The sequence below is a fragment of the Gilliamella sp. WF3-4 genome (assembly GCF_001690275.1).
Lineage (GTDB): Bacteria > Pseudomonadota > Gammaproteobacteria > Enterobacterales > Orbaceae > Gilliamella > Gilliamella apicola_C.
Window position 1 is genome coordinate 85,656 of record NZ_LZGW01000050.1, and the last position, 22,065, is coordinate 107,720.

Genomic DNA, 22,065 nt, shown 5'->3' on the forward strand with positions numbered 1-22,065 from the left:
AAACATAAAACAAAAACTTTAATAAAATCAATGGGTTTTCTGAACGATTTTTGACTTAAGATTTAAGTATTAAAAACAAAATCGAAATCTTCCGCTTGTGCTTTTGTTAAGCGATTAGTTCAATTTATTGGGATAAAAAGAAAAGAAAGAATAAAAAGTCTTGTTTACAGGTAGTTTACAGATAGTTGCCCAACACATTGATTTAGCTAAAAAAACAGAAGATAAAAACTTTAATAAAATCAATGGTTTTTCTGAACGATTTTTGGCTTAAGATTTAAGTCTTAAAAACAAAATCGAAATCTTCCACTTGTGCTTTTGTTAAGCGATTAGTTCAATTTATTGGGATAAAAAGAAAAGAGTAAAAGTTTTTTACAGGTAGTTTTACAGATAGTTGCCCAACGCATTGATTTAACTAAAAAAATACAAAATAAAAACTTCAATAAAATCAATGGCTTTTCTGAACGATTTTTGGCTTAAAATTTAAGTATTAAAAACAAAATTGAAATCTTCCGCTTGTGCTTTTGTTAAGCAATTAGTTCAATTTATTGGGATAAAAAGAAAAGAAAGAATAAAAAGTCTTGTTTACAGGTAGTTTACAGATAGTTGCCCAACGCATTGATTTAACTAAAAAAATACAAAATAAAAACTTCAATAAAATCAATGGCTTTTCTGAACGATTTTTGGGTTAAAATTTAAGTATTAAAAGCAAAATCGAAATCTTCCACTTGTGCTTTTGTTAAGCGATTAGTTCAATTTATTGGGATAAAAAGAAAAGAATAAAAAGTCTTGTTTACAGGTAGTTTTACAGATAGTTACCCAACGCATTGATTTAACTAAAAAACACAAAATAAAAACTTCAATAAAATCAATGGTTTTTCTGAACGATTTTTGACTTAAAATTTAAGTCTTAAAAACAAAATCGAAATCTTCCGCTTGTGCTTTTGTTAAGCGATTAGTTCAATTTATTGGGATAAAAAGAAAAGAATAAAAAGTCTTGTTTACAGGTAGTTTTACAGATAGTTATCCAACGCATTGATTTAACAAAACAAAAACCTTAATAAAATCAATGGCTTTTCTGAACGATTTTTAGCTTAAAATTTAAGTGTTAAAAACAAAATCGAAATCTTCCACTTGTGCTTTTGTTAAGCGATTAGTTCAATCTATTGGGATAAAAAGAAAAGAGTAGATAGTAGAAAACCACCAAGGTAATTTGCTATCAACTGCGATAACAATCCCCCGTTCTTTAGGGGGAATATCAATTAAGCTTGCCTTGCGAACTCACTGGCTTGTTTAACCAATTCGGCAGAAGGTGTTACGCCAGTGTATAGCACAAATTGTTCTAGTGCCTGTATTGTTGCAACATCTGCTCCAGAAATAATGATTTTATTTAGTTTTCTAGCATATTTTATCATGGGTGTTTCAACTGGCAATGCAACCACATCAAAAACAATATCGGCATTGTTTATCATGGGTTGAGGAAAAGCTAATTCATCAGCTTCAACCCCACCTAGCATCCCAATTGGAGTGACGTTAATAATTAATTTCGCTTGCTGTGGTAATATGTCCTGCTCGTTTTTTACCCATGTGTAGTTGTATCTTTTGGCTAAAGCTTCACCTTTGAGTTGGTTACGCGCAACAATAATGCCATTTTTAAATCCTGCATCATAAAAAGCCCCAATCACCGCGTTAGCCATACCACCACTACCTTTTAAAACAAAGGGCGTAGTATGATCAATTTTATTGGCTGTAATAAGTTTAGCAACAGCAATATAATCTGTATTATAAGCTTTTAAGTGATAGTTGGTATTAACAATGGTATTCACCGATTGAATCGATTTTACCGAATCATCTAATTCATCAATAAACTCAATACAAGCTTCTTTATACGGCATTGAAATGGCACAGCCTCGAATAGCTAAGGCCTTAATGCCATAAATTGCATCTTTTAAATTATTGGTAGTAAAGGCTTTATATAAGTAATTAAGATCAAGTTTTTCATATAAATAATTATGAAACCGAGTACCAAAATTGCTTGGCCTTGCTGAAAGTGACATACAAACCGTGGTATCTTTATTAATAATTCTTGCCATTTTTACTATTCCTTGTGATGATAAAGGTATGTTTTAGTTTTAGTTTAACACTTTATTCAGTGGTTTTTTAGTTATGGTTGCCAATAATACCGGACCAAAGATTATTCAAGAGAAAAAAACGGTGAGTGCCATGCTCTATTTATATTGTCATAAACAGCATAATAGCAAAAATCATCAGTTATGTAATGAATGCAACGATCTGTTGCAATATGCTATGCAACGTTTAACCATGTGCCGCTTTGGTGAGAATAAAACGACGTGTGAACGATGTCCTAAGCATTGTTATCGTAAAGATTATAAACAAAAAATAAAGCAAGTCATGCGGTTTTCTGGTCCAAGAATGATGATTTATCATCCTATCATGGCATTGCGACATCTTTATAAAAATTTGTTGAGTAAGTAGTTTGTTAGCTAACAGTTACTATGCGGTAAATCGCATAGTAACAATTACAGTAATCATTTATGATGTAAATAGTGCTTATCGTGTTAAGTTTTCTATTTTTAAAATTTTATGCTAGCACTCACTATAGCGTGAAATTTTGCAGCGGGTATGCTTTCGTAGGCGGTTGTGTAGTTTTTATTTAATATATTGTTGATATCTAAACCAATTTTATATTGCCGATTATCGCCAAATGTCGTGCTGGTAGATAAATTTAATGTTGACCAACCACGATAACGATAAACCGACGAATCGCTACGCTGAGTTGCATTGCTGGCAAATCGCATAAATAGATCTGAATCAAGATCAAAGTGATCAAAATAGGCGGTGTGTTTTACGCCAACACGGCCAGTAAAACGTGGGTTACCTGAATCATATGTAGTATATCGGTCAGTTTTAATCTGGCGACGTAGATAATTGCCTTTAATATAAGGGATAAATGCAAAATCAAGGTATTCAATACTCAATTCTAAACCATGGGTTTTGGCTTTGTTGGCATTATTGTAATAATTAAAATTAGCCCCTGATGCGCCGTCGCAAATTGCAGAACCATTGCAACTTATTTCTGTAATATAGTTTTTAGCCGCTGAATAGTAAATGGCCGTATCAACTAACCATTTACTATTATTATAACGTAATCCAATTTCGTAATTATTTGACTTTTCCGCTTTTAATTTTGAGTTTCCATAAAGTGTTTGGCTTGCTGCTGAAGTTACAGCATAAAGATGAGAAAGCGTCGGGTAAACATAGCCTTGTGCAAAAGAGGCTCTTAATTGCGCATTTTTAATGCCAGAATAAGTTAATCCAGAAGACACAACAAAGTTATTATCACTGTCTTTCTTTTTACTATCAATTTTGTGTGTTACTAATGGTTGTCCGATTGTTGAGATTTTATTGATTGAGCTTGAACCATGCTTAAGTTTTGATGTTACCCAATATTGGCGAGTTCCTATATTCCATGATACATCATCAGTGATAGCCCAGTCGTTTTGAGCAAATAGCGAAAAGCTCGATTGTTGCCATTTATTGGCTAAATATTTGTGCTGAGTATAACTGGCTCTTGGCGACGGCATTTTTGCTACAACCGTATTATGTGAATGTTGATCAACATTGTCTTGTTGATATTGTGAGCCCATAATCAATTTCATATCTTCATGTAGAACAAAATCAGATTGGAATGTCATGCCATACGTTTTTTGTTCATCATTTGTGGCGGTATGGGTGTTGACATTCATTATCGGGCGTGGTGACACGACAACATGATTTATAAATTGTCGATTTAATTTTTGTACATAAGCATCGTAATGGATTTTTTTCAGGAATGGGTTATCAAGATCATAGTCATAAAATAGCCCCATTTTTTCACGTTGTAATTTAGGTAATTTAACAGAAAAATCCTTAATTGAAGGTGAATTATCATCTTTAGCAAAATAGGTTTTAGTATCAAGCTGGTAACGATCAAGTGAAAGCCCAAATTTATGTTTGTCGATATTAAGCCCAAACCATGAACTTAAGCTCTCATTACCAAAATCAGTATTGTGCAATTTACCTTGATAGGCTTTACGATCGTTATTTTTAGCGTTAGAGCCGCTAATTCTATAATCAAAAATACTATCGATGGTGCCATTAACGGTACCCATTTCGGTAAAGCCATCGGTGGATTGGTTATAAACAAGTTTAACATCGCCATTAAGCGGAGCGTTGTTTTTGCTCCCTTTACGTGTAATAAAGTTAACGACACCACCAATAGCCTGTGAGCCATAAAGAACGGAATGCGGACCTTTAATCACTTCTACTCGTTCAACGGATTCCATATCAATTAATACACCAGCACCAGAACCATGTCCTGGGCGGTGATATGTTACTTCTTGCCCGTCAATTAACATTAAAATTCGTGCTGGAGCTTCGCCTCTGATCATAATTTGCTTACGTCCAGCGAGTGAATTATCCGTAATTTCAATACCTGGAATATCACGTAACGCTTCGACAACAGAATCACCATTTTGTTTTTCGATATCATCACGATTAATTGCGTTAACTGATACCGAACTATCCCATACGGTTTTTTCATTACGATCTGCGGTCACTATAATTGTGTCTTGTGGGGAGGTTCGGTTTTCTGCCGCAAAAGTATTTGTGCTTAAGCAAAGGTTTAGTAGTGTAATATATAATGTTGGCTTAATATAAGTTTTTGAAGTAGCTAATTTCATTGTTTATTTTATCCTATACTAGCAAAAAGTTATTCAAATGATAATCTAAATAATAATCATTATCATTTGATATGTAAATAAAAAGCTTTGTAAATCAAAAAAGGCTTAACCTATTAATAGATATGTATAAAAATAAAAATTTGTTATTATTACAAACAGAATTTAAAATAGTCATTCAATCAAAATTCAGGTAAGTACATGTCTATTGCAGTTGTTGAAGTTAACCGTCAATCAGTTATTCATAATGTTGAATATCTTAAAAGTATAGCGCCTAATAGCCAGCTAGTTGCCATCATTAAAGCCAATGCTTATTCACACGGAATAAAAGAAATTGCACAGTTGTTATGTGATAAAGTCGATTATTTAGGGGTATCGAGAATTTCCGAAGCAATCGCGTTGCGCAATAATGGCATTAATGCGCCTATCGTGGCTTTGGAAGGTTTTTTCCCTCACGAACGCATTGATGATTTGATTGATTTTAATATTCAACCTGTTATCCACAGTAAATGGCAAATCGATGCGCTGTGTTGCTCTCCTTTGAGTGAGCAAATTATTCCGTGGTTTAAACTTGATACAGGAATGCATCGGTTAGGATTTTGTATTGACGAGGCTAAAGCTGAATTTTATCGTTTAGCTCGTTGTTCAGTGGTTTGCCAGCCAATTAATATTATGAGTCATTTTAGTTCGGCCGATGATCTCACTTCTGAACAAACGTTAAAACAAATAGCGCTATTTGATCAGTTTATTGCTTCAATTGATGACAAATCACTGATTGGAAAGCGTTCGCTTGCTGCATCGGGTGGCACATTGGCTTGGCCACAAGCGCATTATGAGGTGGTTCGCTCTGGAATTGCTTTATATGGTGTCTCGCCCTTTGAGGCGCCAGTTGCGGGACTTAAACCAGCCATGACATTTAAATCTGAATTAATTGCAGTACGAAAACACAAAAAAGGGGAATCGGTTGGTTATGGGCAAATTTGGTGTAGTCAGCAAGATACCTTTCTTGGCGTCGTTGCGATGGGTTATGGCGATGGTTATCCTCGAAGTATTCCACCAAATACCCCAGTTTTGATTAATGGACGGAAAGTCCCCATTGTTGGCCGAGTCTCAATGGATATGATTGTGGTTGATTTGGGAATAAATAGCAGTGAAAAACCGGGTGACGAAGTCATATTTTGGGGACCAGCACTCCCCGTCGAGGAAATCGCTAAGCATACAGGTATAAGTGCTTACGAGTTAATAACACACTTAACTTCACGCGCAAAAATTCATTATAGTAGATAAATAAGTTATGATTAAAAAAATATTTTTATACACTCTACTCCCCCTAGTATTAATTGTGGGAGGTTCAATGACTATTGGTTATTATTTTTTACACCAGTTTTCTCAACAGCAAATGCAAGTAAATGATGAAAATCAGATGTTTATTTTGAAGAAAGGTACATCTATGCATCAATTAGTTGCCCAAGTAAAAGAAAGCAAGTTAATGCAACAAGCTTATTTGTTACCTTATTTGTGTAAGCTAAATCCGTCATTAAGATCAATTAAAGCAGGCTCTTATCAATTACACCCACATATGACTGTTGAGGAGTTTTTGAAATTGTTAGTGTCTGGCAAAGAAAGTAATTTTTCAATTCAATTTATTGAAGGTAAACGTGCTAAAGACTGGTTGAAAGTAATTCAAAATACGCCTTACATTCAGCAAACTTTAGTAGGTAAAACAGATGAAGAAATAGCGAAGTTGTTAGGCATTGACGGATCTATTGAAGGTTGGTTATCGCCCGATACTTACCGTTATACAGCAGACACATTAGATATCAATATTCTCAAACGTGCGCACATGACGATGAAAAGTAATCTACAAAAAATTTGGGATAATCGTGATAGCAACTTACCGTATCAAACACCTTATGAATTATTGATTATTGCATCAATAATTGAAAAAGAAACAGGCGTCAGTTCTGAGCGAGCTAATGTGGCTTCAGTATTTGTTAATCGCTTAAATGCCAAAATGAAGTTACAAACTGATCCAACAATTATTTATGGTTTAGGTGATAACTATAAAGGTACTATTAGACGTGTCGATTTGACTGATACTGAAAACCCTTATAATACTTATGTTATTGAAGGATTACCGCCAACGCCAATCTCCATGCCAAGTCTTGCCTCGCTTGAAGCTGCGGCACACCCAGCTAAAACTAATTATCTGTTTTTTGTTGCTAATGGAACTGGTGGGCATACGTTTTCAAGTACTTACAGCAATCACCAGCAGGCGGTGAATGAGTATCGCCGAATGACTAGCGGTGGGAATTAGCGTTTTAAAAACAGCGTTAAATATAATTAACTCTGTAAAAGTATTTTATTTAAATACGTTCACTTTAACCATTACCGCATATTAATGCGGTAACTTTTTATGATTAAATCAATATAATTCATCAAGTTGCTTAATTAGAGAAAGTAGATGATTAACATTTTGTTTTTGCTCTTTTAGCGCTTCTTCAAAATAAGGATGCAAGGCAAATTTAGGTAAATTAGCTTTGGCATCAATTAGTGCTTGCATGCGTGGAATAAAAACCCATTGTAACCATTCGTGTGGTTGCATTGTGTCTAGAGCAAAGGGTTCTTGACTTAAAAAGGCATCTGGGTTTGGTGGCATTGTTTGCCATAAATTGATTTTTTGTAATTCGTTAGTTATTTTTTGAAGTTGATTCAGTAGCATATACTCTTGTGATTGTTGCATTAGCAAACTTTGATAATATTGCCAATCGAAACAAGGCCCTGGATCTGTTTTACGATCAGGGGCAATATCGCTATGCCCAGCAATATTTTCAATAGCATAGTGTTGTTGAAGTAATAAAGTGATTTTTGCTAGTTGTTGATATTGTATGCTAGTAAAGCTATCGGTATCGCATCCTTCCATTTCAATACCAATTGAAAAATCATTACAATTTTCTTGGCCTTCAAATACTGATTTTCCTGCATGCCAAGCGCGTTTATTGAATGGAACAAATTGAATAATTTCACCATCACGCCGAATAAATAGATGACTTGACACTTTAAGTTGATAAATCGAAGCAAAGTACGGGTGCTCCTCAGGATTAAGTTGCCCTGTAAATAGCTGTTCAACATAAGGTCCGCCATATTCATTGGGCGGTAAGCTAATATTATGGATAACAAGTAGCGATATCGGCTGATTGATTGGTCGTTCATCATAAAAAGGTGAAATAACTTGCTTAACACCCTGTAACCAACCATTAACAATTTTTAAGGACATATTGACTCCAACTTATCTGATAAACCGATGCCTAAATATTTTTGCGATCAGCTTCTCATAGCTTGCACATTTAAAGTAATCATTCATTGCGTTATGGATTTTCTTTTCCACGCTTAACACTTCGTTATTATTCCACTTTTTTGTTTTGCTATAAAGACTCTTTCTATTGAATCATTCATTGATATTTTGAGGTATTTATGGCTAAACAAGCGGGTTTTACTTTATTTGAACTGATGATTGCTATTATTGTGATTGCTATCTTAACGGCTATTGGTGTGCCTGCTTATCAAGGATATGTAAAAAAAGCTGCGTTGACAGATATGTTGCAAATCATGACGTCATATAAAACAGCCGTCGAAATCTGCGCAGTAGAACAAGGCAGTTTAACCAACTGTAGTAGTGGTAATAATGGTATACCGGCAAGCCGAACGTCTAATTATGTCACATCAATTACGGTCAATAACGGCGTTATTACCTTAGTTGGCACCAGTGCTTTAACTGGATTAACGGCCACATTAACACCAACAGTAAGTGCTACCCACGGTAATTTAGATTGGCACCGGGTTTGTACGACATCGCCAGCCGATGCTAGTTTAACCCGTGCTTGTGAAGATATATTCAAATTTTGATGTTAACTCTTTAATCTTTTATGGATAAGGAAGCGCTTTTATGCAAGAAGATCAGCTCATTGAAAGTATTGATAAATTATTGCTTGAAGCATTAGATAAGCGAGCTTCGGATATTCATTTTGAGCCTTACCTGCATAGTTATCGTATTCGCATGCGTATTGATGGGGTCTTACATGATATGTTGTCACCACCTCTTGCATTGGCTAAACAAATAACCGCAAGATTAAAAATTATGTCTAAGCTAAATATTGCTGAGCACAGATTACCGCAAGATGGTCAATTGATCATTGGTCGTTATACTATGCGTATTGCTACCTTACCGGTAATGAATGGTGAAAAAATAGTTTTAAGAGTTATGGATAATCATGAATCTGAACTAACCATTAATGATTTGGGATTAACAGATGAAGATCTTTTTCTATTCAAACAAATTTTAGACTATCCACAAGGATTGATATTGGTGACGGGACCAACTGGAAGTGGAAAAACGGTCACGTTATATAGCGCACTAAAACAATTAAATAAAATTGAGCGTAACCTTTGTAGTGTTGAAGACCCTATAGAAATTCCTCTTGAAGGTGTTAATCAAACGGCAATTAATCCCAAAGCTGGATTGACATTTGGTATCGTATTACGAGCCTTATTGCGACAAGATCCTGATGTGATGATGATAGGTGAGATCCGCGATCATGAAACGGCTGAAATTGCTATTCAAGCAGCACAGACAGGGCACTTAGTCTTATCAACTTTGCACACTAATTCTAGTATTGAAGCCATAACACGGTTAAATCAAATGGGTATTGAAAATTATTTACTTTCATCGAGCCTAAAATTAGTTATCGCTCAGCGACTAGTCAGAAAGCTGTGCCCACACTGTAAGGTTAGGGCAAGTGAGCTAATTAGATTGGGTAAAGAGCAAATAGCAAATTATCAAGCTTTGGGTTGCCCAAATTGTATTGGCGGTTATAAAGGGCGAATTGGACTATATGAATTTTTAGTTATTACCCCCGACATTCAAAAGCAAATATTAGCAAACCAAGCTATTTTGCCTTCAAATATGACGTCGTTGAAAATAGCAGGTCAAAATTTAATTAAGCAGGGGATCACAACCTTAGCGGAGTTAAATCGAGTCTTGGGAGATAAAGCATGAAAAGACTCTATTATTGGTATGATCTAGATTTTAATCAACATAAAATCATCGCTCAATCACAACAACTTGCTAAGCGTCAGTTATTACTGGAAGGTAAAATTGCTATTAAGATTAAAGCAGGCGCTATTATTACCGCACGCAGTTTTCACTGTGCTGATTTGCTAATAATTACCAAACAATTAGCTACTATGTTAAAAGCGGGATTATCTATTATTGATACATTACATTTGTTAGTCCAAGAACAACCTAAACCGCATTGGCAATATTTGTTATCTGATATCAAGCAACAAATCGCTAAAGGTGAAGCATTGTCTCATGCACTACATCAACATCATTCGGTGTTTTCTCCTTTATATTGTGAAATTATTGCAGTTGGCGAGTTAACAGGACAACTTGATGAGAGTTTTGAACAGCTAGCATTATTGCTTGAAAAATCAATCAAATTACAAAAAAGTTTTAAAAAAGCAGTGCGTTACCCTCTGTTTTTATTATCGGTTGCGATGATCGTCAGTTTAGTCATGTTGCTATTTGTGTTGCCAAAATTTTCAGATATTTATCAAGATTTCGATGCTCAATTACCTGCTTTTACTCAATGTATTATTGATTTTTCCAACAATTTGCAACAAAGTTGGTTAATGTGGTGTATAGGATTTATGGTCAGTTATTTTTGTTATCAACGCTATTTTAAAATGCGCTATCGACTGCAAATTGAAGCGATGATAATAAAATGCCCTATTGTTGGTAAGGCGGTTCAAACTAGTTGCTTAACCCAGATTTTTCAAACCATTGCGATTACTCAAAAAGCAGGTATACCATTATTAACAGGTTTAGCTGCAACAACGAATATCACTTATTACAGCCTTTATCGTAATAGTATTTTACAGATCATTGCGGGTATTGAACAAGGTTATTCATTTAGTCATGTTTTACACCAGCAATTATATTTTCCTAATTTATGCTCACAATTAATTCACGTAGGTGAAGAGTCAGGCACATTGGATTTAATGCTCGATAAGTTAGCAATCTATTATCAAGAACAAAATCAAATCTTAATCGATAATTTATCGCAAGCTTTTGAACCACTACTTATGCTGGTATTAGCTTTAATTATTGGAAGCTTAATTGTAGCGATGTATTTACCAATATTTCAAATGGGTGATGTGATTCACTAATGTTAACGTTTATAATTATTTATTTCGGCCTGTGTATGGGTAGCTTTGTTTATGTTGCATACTGTCGCTATTTGCCAACACTGACACCATGCCAATATTTATGCCGTATTAGTGTTTATCGGTCAGCGTGTCCACATTGCCACAATAGGCTCAAAGCGTGGCAATTGGTGCCCGTTGTGTCTTGGTTAATATTAAAAAGGCACTGTTATTACTGTCATGCTAAGATTTCGCATCATTATCTTATTATAGAGTTATTAGTAGCAACGCTATTTACTATTATTTATTTTGATTATGGTATTAACTATCAAAGTGGTATGTTGATGATGCTTAGTTGTTATTTTTTATTTTTAGCCTTAATCGATTTTAAATATTATTTATTACCTGATTTGTTTACTCAACCGTTGATGTGGGCTGGTGTAATCTTGTCCTATTTAGACATGGCAAATATCATCTTAACTGAGGCTCTATTAGGTATATTTGGGGGTTATCTATTATTAAAAGTCCCTGCTTCTTTATTTTATTTTGCCACTAAAAAACAGGGCTTAGGCGGAGGAGATATCAAATTGCTTGCAGCATTAGGCGCTTGGCTCCCTTATACAAGCTTACCCATGTTGTTGATTTTTTCCTCACTACTGGGGATGATATATTATTTTTTGTTGCGATATGTACTTAATAAAAATACCTTAACGATTATTCCATTTGGTCCTTTTTTATTAATTTCTGGTTATGCGATCTATTATTTTAGTTAAAATTTATTAATTATTAACCTGTTAACAATGTATAAATTTATTATCTTTTTCAATATATGTAAGATATAACTAAAATTGATATTCATAGTAAAAATAGTTATTTTTATAAAAGTGGGAATCACGTTATAGTGTTGATAAAAACAGCGTGTTATGCTGTAAGTTAGTTACCCATTAAGGAATCACTCATGATATCAAATAATATTAATGATCTAAAAAGTGAAATGATAGCATGGCGTCATCATATTCACGCTCACCCCGAAACGGCTTTTGAAGAAGTCAAAACTACGCAATTTATTATCGAAAAACTGCAATCATTTGGTATTACTCAATTATATACGGATTTTGCGCCAACTGGCGTAGTTGGTGTTATTAAAGGCAATAAAGAAGGGCGATGGATTGCTCTGCGAGCTGATATTGATGCATTAGATATTATTGAAGAAAATAATATCGATTATTGCTCCACTATCTCAGGCAAAATGCATGGCTGTGGTCATGATGGGCATACGGCAATATTACTAGGTACAGCCAAATATCTTAGTGAGCATCGTGATTTTTCTGGCACAGTTGTTGTTATTTTTCAACCCGCTGAAGAAAATGAGGGTGGCGCTCGTGTTATGGTTGAAAATGGTTTATTTGATAGGTTTCCTATTGAAGCTGTATATGGTATTCATAATCAACCTAATATGCAGTTAAATCACTTTTACATTAACCACGGTCCAATGATGGCATCATATGATGTATTTGAAATTAAAATAACGGGTATTGGCGCGCATGCAGCAGCTCCTCATTTAGGTAAAGATACTATTTTAACGGCTACTCAGATTGTGAATGGTTTACAGAGTATTGTTAGCCGTAATGCTGATCCACTTAGCACATTAGTCGTTAGCGTGACGCAAATTCACAGCGGGGATACTTGGAATGTATTACCTCAGCACGCAGTGATTCGTGGAACGGTTAGGGCATTTAGTGCTCAAGTGCAAGATATGGCTGAAAGTCGCATTAAACAAATAGCAACAGGTATTGCCGCAACATTTGAAGCCAAAGCCGAAGTCGATTATCAGCGACGTTATCCTGCGACAATCAATCACGCTAAACAAGCCAAAATTGCAATGACAGCCGCTAAAAAAGTCGTCGGTGAAGATCACTTGATCATCGATCCCAATCCGTCGATGGGGGCTGAAGACTTTGCCTTTATGTTGCAAAAAATTCCAGGCGCTTATGTTTGGTTAGGTGCAGGTAGTGGTGCTAATTTGCATAATCCAGCATTTAATTTTAATGATGAAGTGTTAACAACGGGGGTAAGTTATTTTATAGCAATTGTTAACCAAGAACTTGCAAACTAATTTTAAAAGATGGGCATAAAGATAACTGGAATAAGCATTATATTATTCCAGTTTATCGCTAAAAATAACTAAAATGTCATTCGGCTGTTATCATTTCCATAAACTCTAAATGGGGTATTTAAATCAATCCCATTATTAAGTACAACTTGGACACAAACGCCGTCTTTTTCGTCTAATTTTGCAGCGGCTAATACAATTCCTCCTTCTCGCCAGCCACCAGCAAGCTTGTATTCAAGCGTGCTACCAATTTCAGGGAGGACATCACTGGTACCTTTTATTACATACATACCACGAGTGTTAGCACCTCGAAATTGTGCTCTTGCTACCATTTCTTGACCACAATAACAGCCTTTTTCAAAACTGATTGCATCATAAGATTGTAAATTACAGGCTTGCGGTAATAACGTTGCCATATTGTTATCATCAATAATAGGATAGCCTGCTTGTAAATCAAGTTTTAACCACTCATCGCATGGTAGTAAATCATCTTGAATAGGCTCTGGCGTTACCATTATAACGCGCATTTGTGGTAAAGGAAGTTTGATATAGGTAATGTTATTTTCAGTAAAACAGCTGATATTACTTAATTTGCTTGCAATTGTTGACGGAATCGCATTACCGACCAACCCAATTATATTCAAATCTTGGACTGGCTCAATAGTTACTTTAGAAAAAACAGCATATTTTGCTAGCTCAGCAATCTGTTTTTTTACAACGCTTTTACGCACAATATAGTAGATATCATCGCCTCGCTGAAATAACAGTAAAGTACTCCACATTCTGCCTTTATTATCACAATGAGCAGCATAGAGTGTTGCCTGTTCAGAAAGTCTGTTAATGTCGTTAGTTATTTGCCCTTGCAGAAAAACTCGGTTGTCTTTGCCTGAAACTTTAACTAATTGCCAATCAGCAAGGGAAGTTGGTTTAGAAAAAATATTGCTCATATTAGTACCTTTAGGTAATGAAGAATCCTAGTAGCATGATGACTAGAAAAACTTAGGCTTTGAGTGTATATAAAAAATAAAAAATTAACAATCAAATCAACTAGCAATATTTAAATAAATAGGGATAGCTTATGAATATTATTCATGATATTGCAAAAATTAATTTTGTCAGCACCTAATTTTGCCTGTAATGTACTTAGTTAATTGACTTTATTGATTTTGTTTACAAGTTGATGCAAAATGATTCAGAAAATGACAAATCAGTTACATTGGAGGCAACAACCATGGCAAAACTGTCAGGTGCAGAAATGGTTATTCAATCTTTGATTGACCAAGGCGTAAAGCAGATTTTTGGTTATCCGGGTGGTAGTGTTCTTGATATTTATGATGCAATTCACACGTTAGGTGGCATTGAGCATATTTTAGTTCGTCATGAACAAGCAGCGGTACATATGGCAGACGGTTATGCTAGAGCAACAGGTGATGTCGGCGTTGTATTAGTTACCTCAGGCCCTGGGGCAACCAATACAATTACTGGTATTGCAACCGCTTATATGGACTCTGTGCCATTAGTTATTTTGTCTGGTCAAGTCGCCAGTAACCTAATTGGTAATGATGCATTCCAAGAATGCGATATGATCGGCATTTCACGCCCCATTGTTAAACATAGTTTTTTGATTCAAGACAGTAAAGATATTCCAGAAACTATCAAAAAAGCGTTTTATATCGCTTCGACTGGACGACCAGGCCCAGTGGTGATTGATTTGCCAAAAGATATTGTTAATCCAGCTAATAAATATCATTACCACTACCCAAAATCTGTCTTAATGCGATCTTATAACCCAACTATTCAAGGACATAAAAAGCAGATCAAAAAAGCATTAACGACGCTATTAACTGCAAAAAAACCGGTGTTGTTTATTGGCGGGGGGGCAATTGCCTCTGATGCAAGTAAGGAAATTAAAACGCTGGCTGAAAAACTCAATTTACCTGTTACTTCAACATTAATGGGGATTAGCGCTTTTCCTTGTACCGATAAACATTATCTTGGCATGATTGGTATGCATGGTGTCTATGAAGCCAATATGGCTATGCATAACGCTGATGTGATTTTTGCAATTGGTGCTCGTTTTGATGATCGAACTACCAACAATGTTGAAAAATATTGCCCAAAAGCCAAGATTATTCATATTGATATTGATCCTACTTCTATTTCTAAAACTATTTTGGCTTCGATCCCTGTGGTGGGTGATGCAAAAGTTGTACTTGAAACGATGTTGTCAATGTTAGATGAATTAAATACTGAACGAGATCTTGATGCTTTGATTGATTGGTGGAAGCAGATCGAACACTGGCGCGCTCGTCACTGTCTAGCTTATAGTCATGAAGGGCAAAGCATCAAACCACAAGAAGCAATTGAAGTATTATATAAATTGACCAAAGGGGATGCCTTTGTGGCAACCGATGTAGGGCAACATCAAATGTTCACGGCACTTTATTACCCATTTGATAAACCACGCCATTTTATTACCTCAGGTGGACTTGGCACGATGGGATTTGGTTTGCCAGCAGCACTTGGTGTTAAGTTAGCATTTCCTAAAAAAACCGTTGTTTGTGTGACAGGTGACGGTAGTATTCAAATGAATATACAGGAGCTTTCAACGGCTTTGCAATATGGTTTGCCTGTACTGGTTTTAAATTTAAATAACCGTTTTTTAGGCATGGTTAAGCAGTGGCAAGATATGATTTATGCTGGCCGACATTCGAGTTCTTATATGGAGTCCCTTCCTGATTTTGCTAAAATTGCAGAAGCTTATGGCCATGTAGGTATGGTAATAACTAAGCGTGAAGAGCTTGAGTCTAAACTTAAACAAGCACTGGAAATTAAAAACCGTTTGGTTTTTGTTGATGTCATGACTGATGCTACTGAACATGTTTACCCAATGCAAGTGCGAGGTGGCGCAATGAACGAAATGTGGCTTAGTAAAACGGAGAGAACCTAATGCGTTATATATTATCAATTTTAACTGAAAACGAACCGGGCGCATTGTCACGAATTATTGGCTTGTTTTCACAGCGGGGTTTTAATATTGAAACAATAACCACCGCACAAACTGAAGACCCAACTATGCATCGTATGACAATCCAAACCACAGGCGATGAGCATGTGCTTGAACAGATCCAAAAACAGTTGCATAAATTGGTTAATGTTTATCGCGTGCATGATTTAACCGAAGGACCACATGTCGAGCGAGAAATCATGCTAGTCAAAGTTGCCGCAAAAGGTGCTGATGCGCGTGACGAAGTAAAACGTTGTGCCGATATTTTTAGGGGATCGATCGTGGATGTCACCGCAACGCATTATATTGTGCAATTATCGGGCACCAGTGAAAAGCTAGACTCATTTTTAGCTTCAATTCGCGAAACATGTAATATTGTTGAAATGGTTCGATCTGGGATCATTGGTTTATCGCGTAGTGAAAGAACAGTCAAATAACTGTATTTTTAGTTAATATATTTAATTAAGGCGCGTTGTGTGCCTTAATATCGTTAAATATATTAAAATAAAAAATTATAAATGTTTGAACTTTATTTTTATCTATTACAAACAATAATATAAGAAAAATAGAAAAATAGAAAAATAGAGTTTTGTTGGTTAATTTAGATTTTTTGATAGGCCTTGCTTTATTTTCTTGGATTAGTTACAGCTCAAAAAGACATACAAATAAGTAAAATTAAAAGGATGTCGTTAATGGCTACATATCAATAAGAAAATATAAAACTAATAGATATTGGATAAGTCGTAATGACTGTGAGTAAAGTTTGCAAAGCTTCTGAAATTGATTATTTTAGTGCTAAGAAAGAATTGACTGCCTTGTTTGATATTCAGGTTTCAAATGATTTATCTGATTGGGAAAAAGTTGTTAATGAATCTGAAATTAATCCAAATTATGATGAAATTATTTTCGTTAAAATTGTTTCTAAGCTTGAAAGTTTAATCTCAAGATTGAAAGCAGATTCATCCGCAAGATTAAAGAACAGTGTTCCGCATTATCAGCATGGTAAATCAAGTTTTAGGATTGATTTACCCAAAAATAGTTATTGAGCACTAGGCAAACTAGATCATATGAATAATGACAAATCGGGACCTATTTCATTATTAAATGTAGAACACGATTATGATGTGCTATTTGCAATAGCGGGGAAATATTGTTGGATGAGTTAGCGATATTTATTATCGAGATGATAATTCAATATCGGGTTTGAAGATTAATGCAAATTCTCATTACAGTACGAATTTAGATGAACTATTTTCATTCATATCTCCAATTTTTGTTAGTCTTGCTGTTTTTATGATTACGGCTTTAGTCTCGATTTTAAATAGCGTTGCAATTTGTTGGCTAATCATCAACGCAAGAATAAAATTTTAGCTATATATAAAAAACGAATAATATAATTATTATATAACATATTATTATGTAGAAAATTAAATATAATCGTATTTTGGTTTTCTACATTTATTAAACATAAAAATAGAAATACTCTGGAATAAAAAGGAAAACGCCAAACAATGGATACTATTTTTACTTTAAAAATCATTTTACTCTTAATTATGTTATTTAGTTCCTTAATCGGATTTGCAAAGTGGAGTGAATTTAAATCTGAACGTCGACAAAACAGAAGAAACCTAGAAAAGCGTATAAATAATTGCAAAACAACAAGAAGATTAACATCAGAAGAACTTGAACTGATAACTCCTTATCTCACCGATAAAAAATTGGTAAAACCTTATAAATTGCAATCTTCATTAGTGAATTCTGAAGTATCTATTATTGAGGGAGACTGTGTTCGTCATAGTTTTTATACCGATTCAAAGGAAACTGAATTTTATTACAAGATCGATGGTATCGAAGTTCTATTTCCTTATAATTTACAACTATTTGCTTTAGCTCATAATATTGCGGAAGTTGTTTTCACATCACGTTATGCTATAGCCATTAGTTTTAATGGCTATAGTTTAGACACGTTAGCGGGTTTTAATGATAATTCCAATGATGAAAATAACATATATGGTTTATCTCTTGGTTTATCTTTTTTCTCTAACTTAAGTCGAACAATAAAAGAAGAGGAATACCAGCTAATTGAGCCTTATCTTAACGACCCATCTATGGTAGGGCCTTATGAACATGGGGCTTCATTAGTTAGTCCAACTGTTTCAGTTATCGTTGGTTCCTGTATTGCTATTAACCAGTCTGATAAGCGTAATGATCCTATCTATACTTATCGAATTGGTGATACAGTTGTCTTTTTTCCTTATGACATGGAACAATATGTTGAAGATATTAATATTGCACAAGTCGTATTTACTGAACGCTATGCGTTAGTCGTCAAACTTAATCAATATGACCTAAAAACTGCACAACAAAATCAAAAGCAACAAAACAAAAAAGCAGAAGCCGAGCACGAACAAAATCTAACCGACGCAAATGACAGTATAATTAAAATTGATAAAGACGTTGAATTAAAAAGCAAGTTTACTTGTGAAATAGTTGAACAACGTGAAGAAACACCTTTAGAATCGGCGAATCGAAGTAAAAAAAACAATGGCATATTTACCGCCGTTTTTTTAGTAGTAGCTGCGATGTTATTTGTAATGTATTGGTACTCTTTTAATAACTTTTTACCTGTACTTATTGCGCTTAGTTTATCTGCTACTGTTTTCTTTTACTTGCGTAAGGCTGAATCTTACACATTAGATGTTAACCGCATAAAAACGAAAATTCGATACAAAAGCGATATAAAAAACCAAATGATCGTTGGGGATAATCTAACTTTAAAATATCCCGCTTATTGGACTCCATTTCTGCCTGATAAAACGAATGAAAATATCGATATGGATATCATTGTAAATAGCAAAAAGCTGCTTCGTTATGGCAATTTATTATCCATCAGTCGTGAAATAGAAGAATTTGGGCCACCAAAATTTATAATGCGCAATCTAATCCTATTTGTTACAGCTTTTATTTTATCTATTAACATTTTTAAATTAGTTAATGTCACAGATAATTTGACACTGGCTAGTTATCCTTTTAATGACAATGTCAGCATTTGGAAAATTAAAGATGCCGGATCTTTAAAAAACAGCCCAATCAAAAAAGGCGACTTGATTAATATAAAACTCAACGGCGCATCATGTAATGCGGAAAGCAATATGTATTTAGAACATTGTGATAAAGTGTTTATCAACGAGCAAACCGCAAATAATACCGAAGATGCTTCATTTGAGAGTGATTTATTAAGCGCGTTTCTTAGTGATAACTTAATTGAAATAGCACGAGATAATGACGTAAAAGAGCTTGAAAAAAAGCTAAGCAACAGAAAGAACACAGACTACAACGCGGATTACCAAGCGGGCGTAATATTAACCAAACTATTACATATTGATCACTTAATTCTAACCGTTGACGAAAGCTGCCAATTGTTAGAAGAGGACAAATGTAGACGAGTTAAACAGATTTTAATCAAAACAATTAAACCAACCGCCAGCACAATCGACCAATGGGCTCAACTTGTTGAATATAGCAAACAAAACCCAAACTACGAAAAGATTATTGTTGCCGGTTTACTTGCACACCTAGAACCACAAATCAATAACTTAAAAAGAAGTGTGTTATCTTACTACTTAGAAAAAGCAAACACAGCGCTAATTAATTATCAACACTCTGCACAAAGTGTCGGTTTAGCATTAGCAAAAACACAAGAGATAAAAATCAGTTATCCCGATGACGAAGACATAAATCTGACAGAAATATACTATAATGCGTTATTAGGAAAGGGCGGAAAAATCAAGGTTTCAGGACTAGTGACAGGGGTTAATTATCAAAATGATAACACAATTTTAGATCTAACTATAAATGATGATTTTTTATATAGATTCCATCAAGAACAGTTATTGTCATTCACATCACCTATATTTATCGGTATTTCTATTTTTATTATCACTGCCTTAATAGCGTTGCTTCATGGCATAACCATTTGTTATAAATTAATTGCGAATCAGCAGAGAAAAAACAAAATCATAAAATCATATGAAAATAAAATAATATAATGACTATTTGTAACTAATTTACAGCAAAAACGAAAGCTTTATCGAAGAACGATAACTAAATCATTTGTATAGGAATACTTTAGTCAATGTTATTTGATAAAGCCGTAAGGCGTTTGGCTTTTATATTTTATTTATTGCTTTTAGTGCATAAGTAATTGGATTATAGGAGCAAATTCATCTTTAAAAATCAGTCAGAAAACACATTGATTTTATTGATGTTTTTATTTGGTGGTTTTTATGCCACCAAAACCATTTCCTCCCAAAACAGGCAACAAACGTTTAACTTTTTTCATTTAACAAAAAATTACAAATTTTTAACAAAAAAGTAGCGTAGCATTAATCAACAGGATGAACGAAGTGCGCTGCCGTTTTAATTACCTCTATAGTCTGAAATATATTTCATTTTTATTATCGAAATCATCAAGCCAGGCGTCATCGGTAAGGTTGTCATTAAGGTTGAGGCTCAAGCTTTTATCCTCCTTATCAACGCTTTCATTGGTCTTTGCGGGGGGATTGTTATTATCGTGTTCGTTTGGCACACAAGCGTTATCGGCTAGTACATCAAAGGTTATTGAAGGTAGTGCGCCGTATTTAACCTTTGATGAGGGGCAAACTCAGGTGGATTCAATGGATAGTTTATTGTCTATTACGTTGCCGGATGGACAAATCTTATCGCCGTCGTTTAATGGATCAAGTGTGATACATCCAATAAAGTTACCTTATGCAGGAAATACATTAGGTGATATAGGTATGTCAATACCTTCATCAGTTGATTCAGTAAGTTTAAATGATTTAGTGAACACCTATCATTATTGGGGAGATGCTGATGGAGATGGTTCTAATGGTGTTACTGTTACAGGGAATATATCGGTGAAAGTTACTGATAAAGATGGTAATGCGGTAAGCCGTAATGATGCATTAGATGCCTGTAAGGCTCCATATAGGATCATATTAAGTAGTCCTAATGGAAGTTTAACTACACAGTACGGAATCCCCAATACAAGCTACTTCAAAGGTCGCTCAGTGTGGTATTTTATCAGTCCATATGAATCTAGCATTTGTTACGTAAGACCGAATCTTATGATAGGCTCATATAGTTTTGCCGGTCCTGACGACATATGGAATCCTAGTAAGGGTTTTTTAGTTCAGTCAACCAGTCCGTCATCTTACAGTCGTAATTTTCCGACAACGGGTGCTGATGGTTTATATTTTGATTTAGTCATGGGGGAAAATGATGAAAGTCAGTTGACGTGGTCACCTGTCACCTTGGGTGGGATAACTGCTACAGTCACATGGGTAAGACCAAACAACAGTGATGATTGGCTTAATGATAGATACAGGAGTGTAGCTCGGGTAACGTTAAGCGGGCCAAGAGCAGATAATTCTCAAATACAATCAAATAACCCTAGCCCGCTTATTCCACTGCCATCTTTGCCACAGACCTTTGAATTAGTGGGCAAAGATGGCAGTGGTAATGTGGCGGTCAAGTATGGATTTGTGTTGAGGCAGTGGTTTGTCAATCGGGGGTATAATTTCTCTAATCTTTCAATTCAAACAGCTTGGTGTAGTAGTTTGGGTTATCGAATGCCACAAGTAAAGGATTTAACTAACGCGAAATGTGGTAAACAATCTGATTTTCTTTGTGTAGGAGAAATCGATGGCGCAATGCCATTGTCATCTCATAATCATTATCAACGACAAATAGGTGCAGGATTTTTCACTGAGTGGGGAAATATGACAAGTTACAAAGGCCCTGGCTTCGGTAGCTACGAATTTTGGACGAGCGACGCTTCAAATAGTAATGGGTTTTCTGTCAGCCCGATTGACGGCAAGGTCCTTTTTGATTTTCCAGAGATCCTCAATCATGTTGTTTGCACCGTACCTTAGCTTTTAGCCTTTAAGCCTTAAGCAGCAGGGGGGATGGTGCCAATAGAAGACCATATAACAAAGAATAAC

17 protein-coding genes and 1 pseudogene are annotated in these 22,065 nt (G+C 35.0%); 13 read left to right on the top strand and 5 right to left on the bottom strand.

Features of this window, described 5'->3' with window-relative positions; all coding sequences use genetic code 11:
* Window positions 1-1,259 precede the first annotated feature (1,259 nt).
* Window positions 1,260-2,090 (bottom strand): shikimate 5-dehydrogenase, encoded by an 831-nt coding sequence (locus tag A9G47_RS11215; RefSeq protein ID WP_065566694.1) that lies wholly within the window; start codon window positions 2,088-2,090, stop codon window positions 1,260-1,262.
* 73 nt (window positions 2,091-2,163) lie between these two features.
* On the opposite strand from A9G47_RS11215, the gene A9G47_RS11220 reads away from it, so the two are divergent.
* The gene (locus A9G47_RS11220) at window positions 2,164-2,493 is read left to right on the top strand and encodes a nitrous oxide-stimulated promoter family protein (protein ID WP_065581974.1); all 330 of its coding nucleotides are present in this window, start codon (window positions 2,164-2,166) and stop codon (window positions 2,491-2,493) included.
* A gap of 98 nt (window positions 2,494-2,591) precedes the next feature.
* Here the strand turns inward: A9G47_RS11220 and A9G47_RS11225 are convergent, their stop codons facing one another.
* Window positions 2,592-4,739 carry a TonB-dependent receptor gene (locus tag A9G47_RS11225; RefSeq protein ID WP_065642898.1) on the bottom strand — a complete coding sequence of 716 codons (2,148 nt, stop codon included), beginning with the start codon at window positions 4,737-4,739 and terminating at the stop codon, window positions 2,592-2,594.
* Between the two features lie 198 nt (window positions 4,740-4,937).
* Here A9G47_RS11225 and alr point away from each other — a divergent pair, with 198 nt between their 5' ends.
* Window positions 4,938-6,023, top strand: coding sequence for an alanine racemase (gene alr, locus A9G47_RS11230; protein WP_065642899.1), 1,086 nt, complete (start codon window positions 4,938-4,940; stop codon window positions 6,021-6,023).
* 7 nt (window positions 6,024-6,030) lie between these two features.
* The gene (mltG, locus tag A9G47_RS11235) at window positions 6,031-7,053 is read left to right on the top strand and encodes an endolytic transglycosylase MltG (protein WP_065580601.1); all 1,023 of its coding nucleotides are present in this window, start codon (window positions 6,031-6,033) and stop codon (window positions 7,051-7,053) included.
* A gap of 108 nt (window positions 7,054-7,161) precedes the next feature.
* Here the strand turns inward: mltG and A9G47_RS15055 are convergent, their stop codons facing one another.
* Window positions 7,162-7,479 carry a YqcC family protein gene (locus A9G47_RS15055; protein WP_442903249.1) on the bottom strand — a complete coding sequence of 106 codons (318 nt, stop codon included), beginning with the start codon at window positions 7,477-7,479 and terminating at the stop codon, window positions 7,162-7,164.
* Window positions 7,477-8,013: pseudogene (gene ampD / locus A9G47_RS15060) on the bottom strand (1,6-anhydro-N-acetylmuramyl-L-alanine amidase AmpD); the annotation flags it as partial. The pseudogene ampD and the gene A9G47_RS15055, both read right to left, overlap by 3 nt.
* A 197-nt stretch (window positions 8,014-8,210) precedes the next feature.
* Here ampD and ppdD point away from each other — a divergent pair.
* The 5 genes from ppdD to A9G47_RS11265 all read left to right on the top strand — a co-directional run bounded on the left by ppdD (window position 8,211) and on the right by A9G47_RS11265 (window position 13,056).
* Window positions 8,211-8,642 (top strand): prepilin peptidase-dependent pilin, encoded by a 432-nt coding sequence (gene ppdD, locus A9G47_RS11245; protein ID WP_065566688.1) that lies wholly within the window; start codon window positions 8,211-8,213, stop codon window positions 8,640-8,642.
* A gap of 40 nt (window positions 8,643-8,682) precedes the next feature.
* On the top strand, window positions 8,683-9,792 hold the full coding sequence (locus A9G47_RS11250; protein ID WP_065642901.1) for an ATPase, T2SS/T4P/T4SS family: 1,110 nt from the start codon (window positions 8,683-8,685) through the stop codon (window positions 9,790-9,792).
* On the top strand, window positions 9,789-10,964 hold the full coding sequence (locus tag A9G47_RS11255) for a type II secretion system F family protein (RefSeq protein WP_081303643.1): 1,176 nt from the start codon (window positions 9,789-9,791) through the stop codon (window positions 10,962-10,964). The genes A9G47_RS11250 and A9G47_RS11255 overlap by 4 nt, the downstream gene beginning before the upstream one ends.
* Window positions 10,965-10,999: 35 nt before the next feature.
* Complete coding sequence (locus A9G47_RS11260; RefSeq protein WP_176700704.1) at window positions 11,000-11,713, top strand: prepilin peptidase; 714 nt, start codon at window positions 11,000-11,002, stop codon at window positions 11,711-11,713.
* Between the two features lie 185 nt (window positions 11,714-11,898).
* On the top strand, window positions 11,899-13,056 hold the full coding sequence (locus A9G47_RS11265) for a M20 aminoacylase family protein (protein WP_065642903.1): 1,158 nt from the start codon (window positions 11,899-11,901) through the stop codon (window positions 13,054-13,056).
* 68 nt (window positions 13,057-13,124) lie between these two features.
* On the opposite strand, the gene ygfZ is transcribed toward A9G47_RS11265, so the two are convergent.
* Window positions 13,125-14,000: a tRNA-modifying protein YgfZ gene (gene ygfZ / locus A9G47_RS11270; RefSeq protein ID WP_065642904.1), complete on the bottom strand. Its 876-nt coding sequence runs from the start codon at window positions 13,998-14,000 to the stop codon at window positions 13,125-13,127.
* A 284-nt stretch (window positions 14,001-14,284) separates the two neighbouring features.
* Here ygfZ and ilvI point away from each other — a divergent pair, with 284 nt between their 5' ends.
* The 5 genes from ilvI (at window position 14,285) to A9G47_RS11295 (ending at window position 21,996) form a co-directional block, all read left to right on the top strand.
* Window positions 14,285-16,003 carry an acetolactate synthase 3 large subunit gene (ilvI, locus tag A9G47_RS11275; RefSeq protein WP_065642905.1) on the top strand — a complete coding sequence of 573 codons (1,719 nt, stop codon included), beginning with the start codon at window positions 14,285-14,287 and terminating at the stop codon, window positions 16,001-16,003.
* Window positions 16,003-16,497 (top strand): acetolactate synthase small subunit, encoded by a 495-nt coding sequence (gene ilvN, locus A9G47_RS11280; RefSeq protein ID WP_065566682.1) that lies wholly within the window; start codon window positions 16,003-16,005, stop codon window positions 16,495-16,497. The genes ilvI and ilvN overlap by 1 nt, the downstream gene beginning before the upstream one ends.
* Before the next feature lie 309 nt (window positions 16,498-16,806).
* Window positions 16,807-17,106, top strand: coding sequence for a hypothetical protein (locus A9G47_RS11285; protein ID WP_065642906.1), 300 nt, complete (start codon window positions 16,807-16,809; stop codon window positions 17,104-17,106).
* Between the two features lie 465 nt (window positions 17,107-17,571).
* Window positions 17,572-20,109: an IgaA/UmoB family intracellular growth attenuator gene (locus A9G47_RS11290; RefSeq protein ID WP_065642907.1), complete on the top strand. Its 2,538-nt coding sequence runs from the start codon at window positions 17,572-17,574 to the stop codon at window positions 20,107-20,109.
* A 456-nt stretch (window positions 20,110-20,565) separates the two neighbouring features.
* Window positions 20,566-21,996: a hypothetical protein gene (locus tag A9G47_RS11295; protein WP_141674851.1), complete on the top strand. Its 1,431-nt coding sequence runs from the start codon at window positions 20,566-20,568 to the stop codon at window positions 21,994-21,996.
* Window positions 21,997-22,065 lie beyond the last annotated feature (69 nt).

Coding starts and splice junctions, on each gene's coding strand:
- mltG (WP_065580601.1), top strand. CDS start 6,031: ATGATTAAAAAAATATTTTTATACACTCTACTCCCCCTAGTATTAATT.
- ppdD (WP_065566688.1), top strand. CDS start 8,211: ATGGCTAAACAAGCGGGTTTTACTTTATTTGAACTGATGATTGCTATT.
- A9G47_RS11255 (WP_081303643.1), top strand. CDS start 9,789: ATGAAAAGACTCTATTATTGGTATGATCTAGATTTTAATCAACATAAA.
- A9G47_RS11250 (WP_065642901.1), top strand. CDS start 8,683: ATGCAAGAAGATCAGCTCATTGAAAGTATTGATAAATTATTGCTTGAA.
- ilvI (WP_065642905.1), top strand. CDS start 14,285: ATGGCAAAACTGTCAGGTGCAGAAATGGTTATTCAATCTTTGATTGAC.
- A9G47_RS11260 (WP_176700704.1), top strand. CDS start 11,000: ATGGGTAGCTTTGTTTATGTTGCATACTGTCGCTATTTGCCAACACTG.
- ilvN (WP_065566682.1), top strand. CDS start 16,003: ATGCGTTATATATTATCAATTTTAACTGAAAACGAACCGGGCGCATTG.
- A9G47_RS11225 (WP_065642898.1), bottom strand. CDS start 4,739: ATGAAATTAGCTACTTCAAAAACTTATATTAAGCCAACATTATATATT.
- A9G47_RS11265 (WP_065642903.1), top strand. CDS start 11,899: ATGATATCAAATAATATTAATGATCTAAAAAGTGAAATGATAGCATGG.
- A9G47_RS11290 (WP_065642907.1), top strand. CDS start 17,572: ATGGATACTATTTTTACTTTAAAAATCATTTTACTCTTAATTATGTTA.
- A9G47_RS11285 (WP_065642906.1), top strand. CDS start 16,807: ATGACTGTGAGTAAAGTTTGCAAAGCTTCTGAAATTGATTATTTTAGT.
- alr (WP_065642899.1), top strand. CDS start 4,938: ATGTCTATTGCAGTTGTTGAAGTTAACCGTCAATCAGTTATTCATAAT.
- A9G47_RS15055 (WP_442903249.1), bottom strand. CDS start 7,479: ATGCAACAATCACAAGAGTATATGCTACTGAATCAACTTCAAAAAATA.
- ygfZ (WP_065642904.1), bottom strand. CDS start 14,000: ATGAGCAATATTTTTTCTAAACCAACTTCCCTTGCTGATTGGCAATTA.
- A9G47_RS11220 (WP_065581974.1), top strand. CDS start 2,164: ATGGTTGCCAATAATACCGGACCAAAGATTATTCAAGAGAAAAAAACG.
- A9G47_RS11215 (WP_065566694.1), bottom strand. CDS start 2,090: ATGGCAAGAATTATTAATAAAGATACCACGGTTTGTATGTCACTTTCA.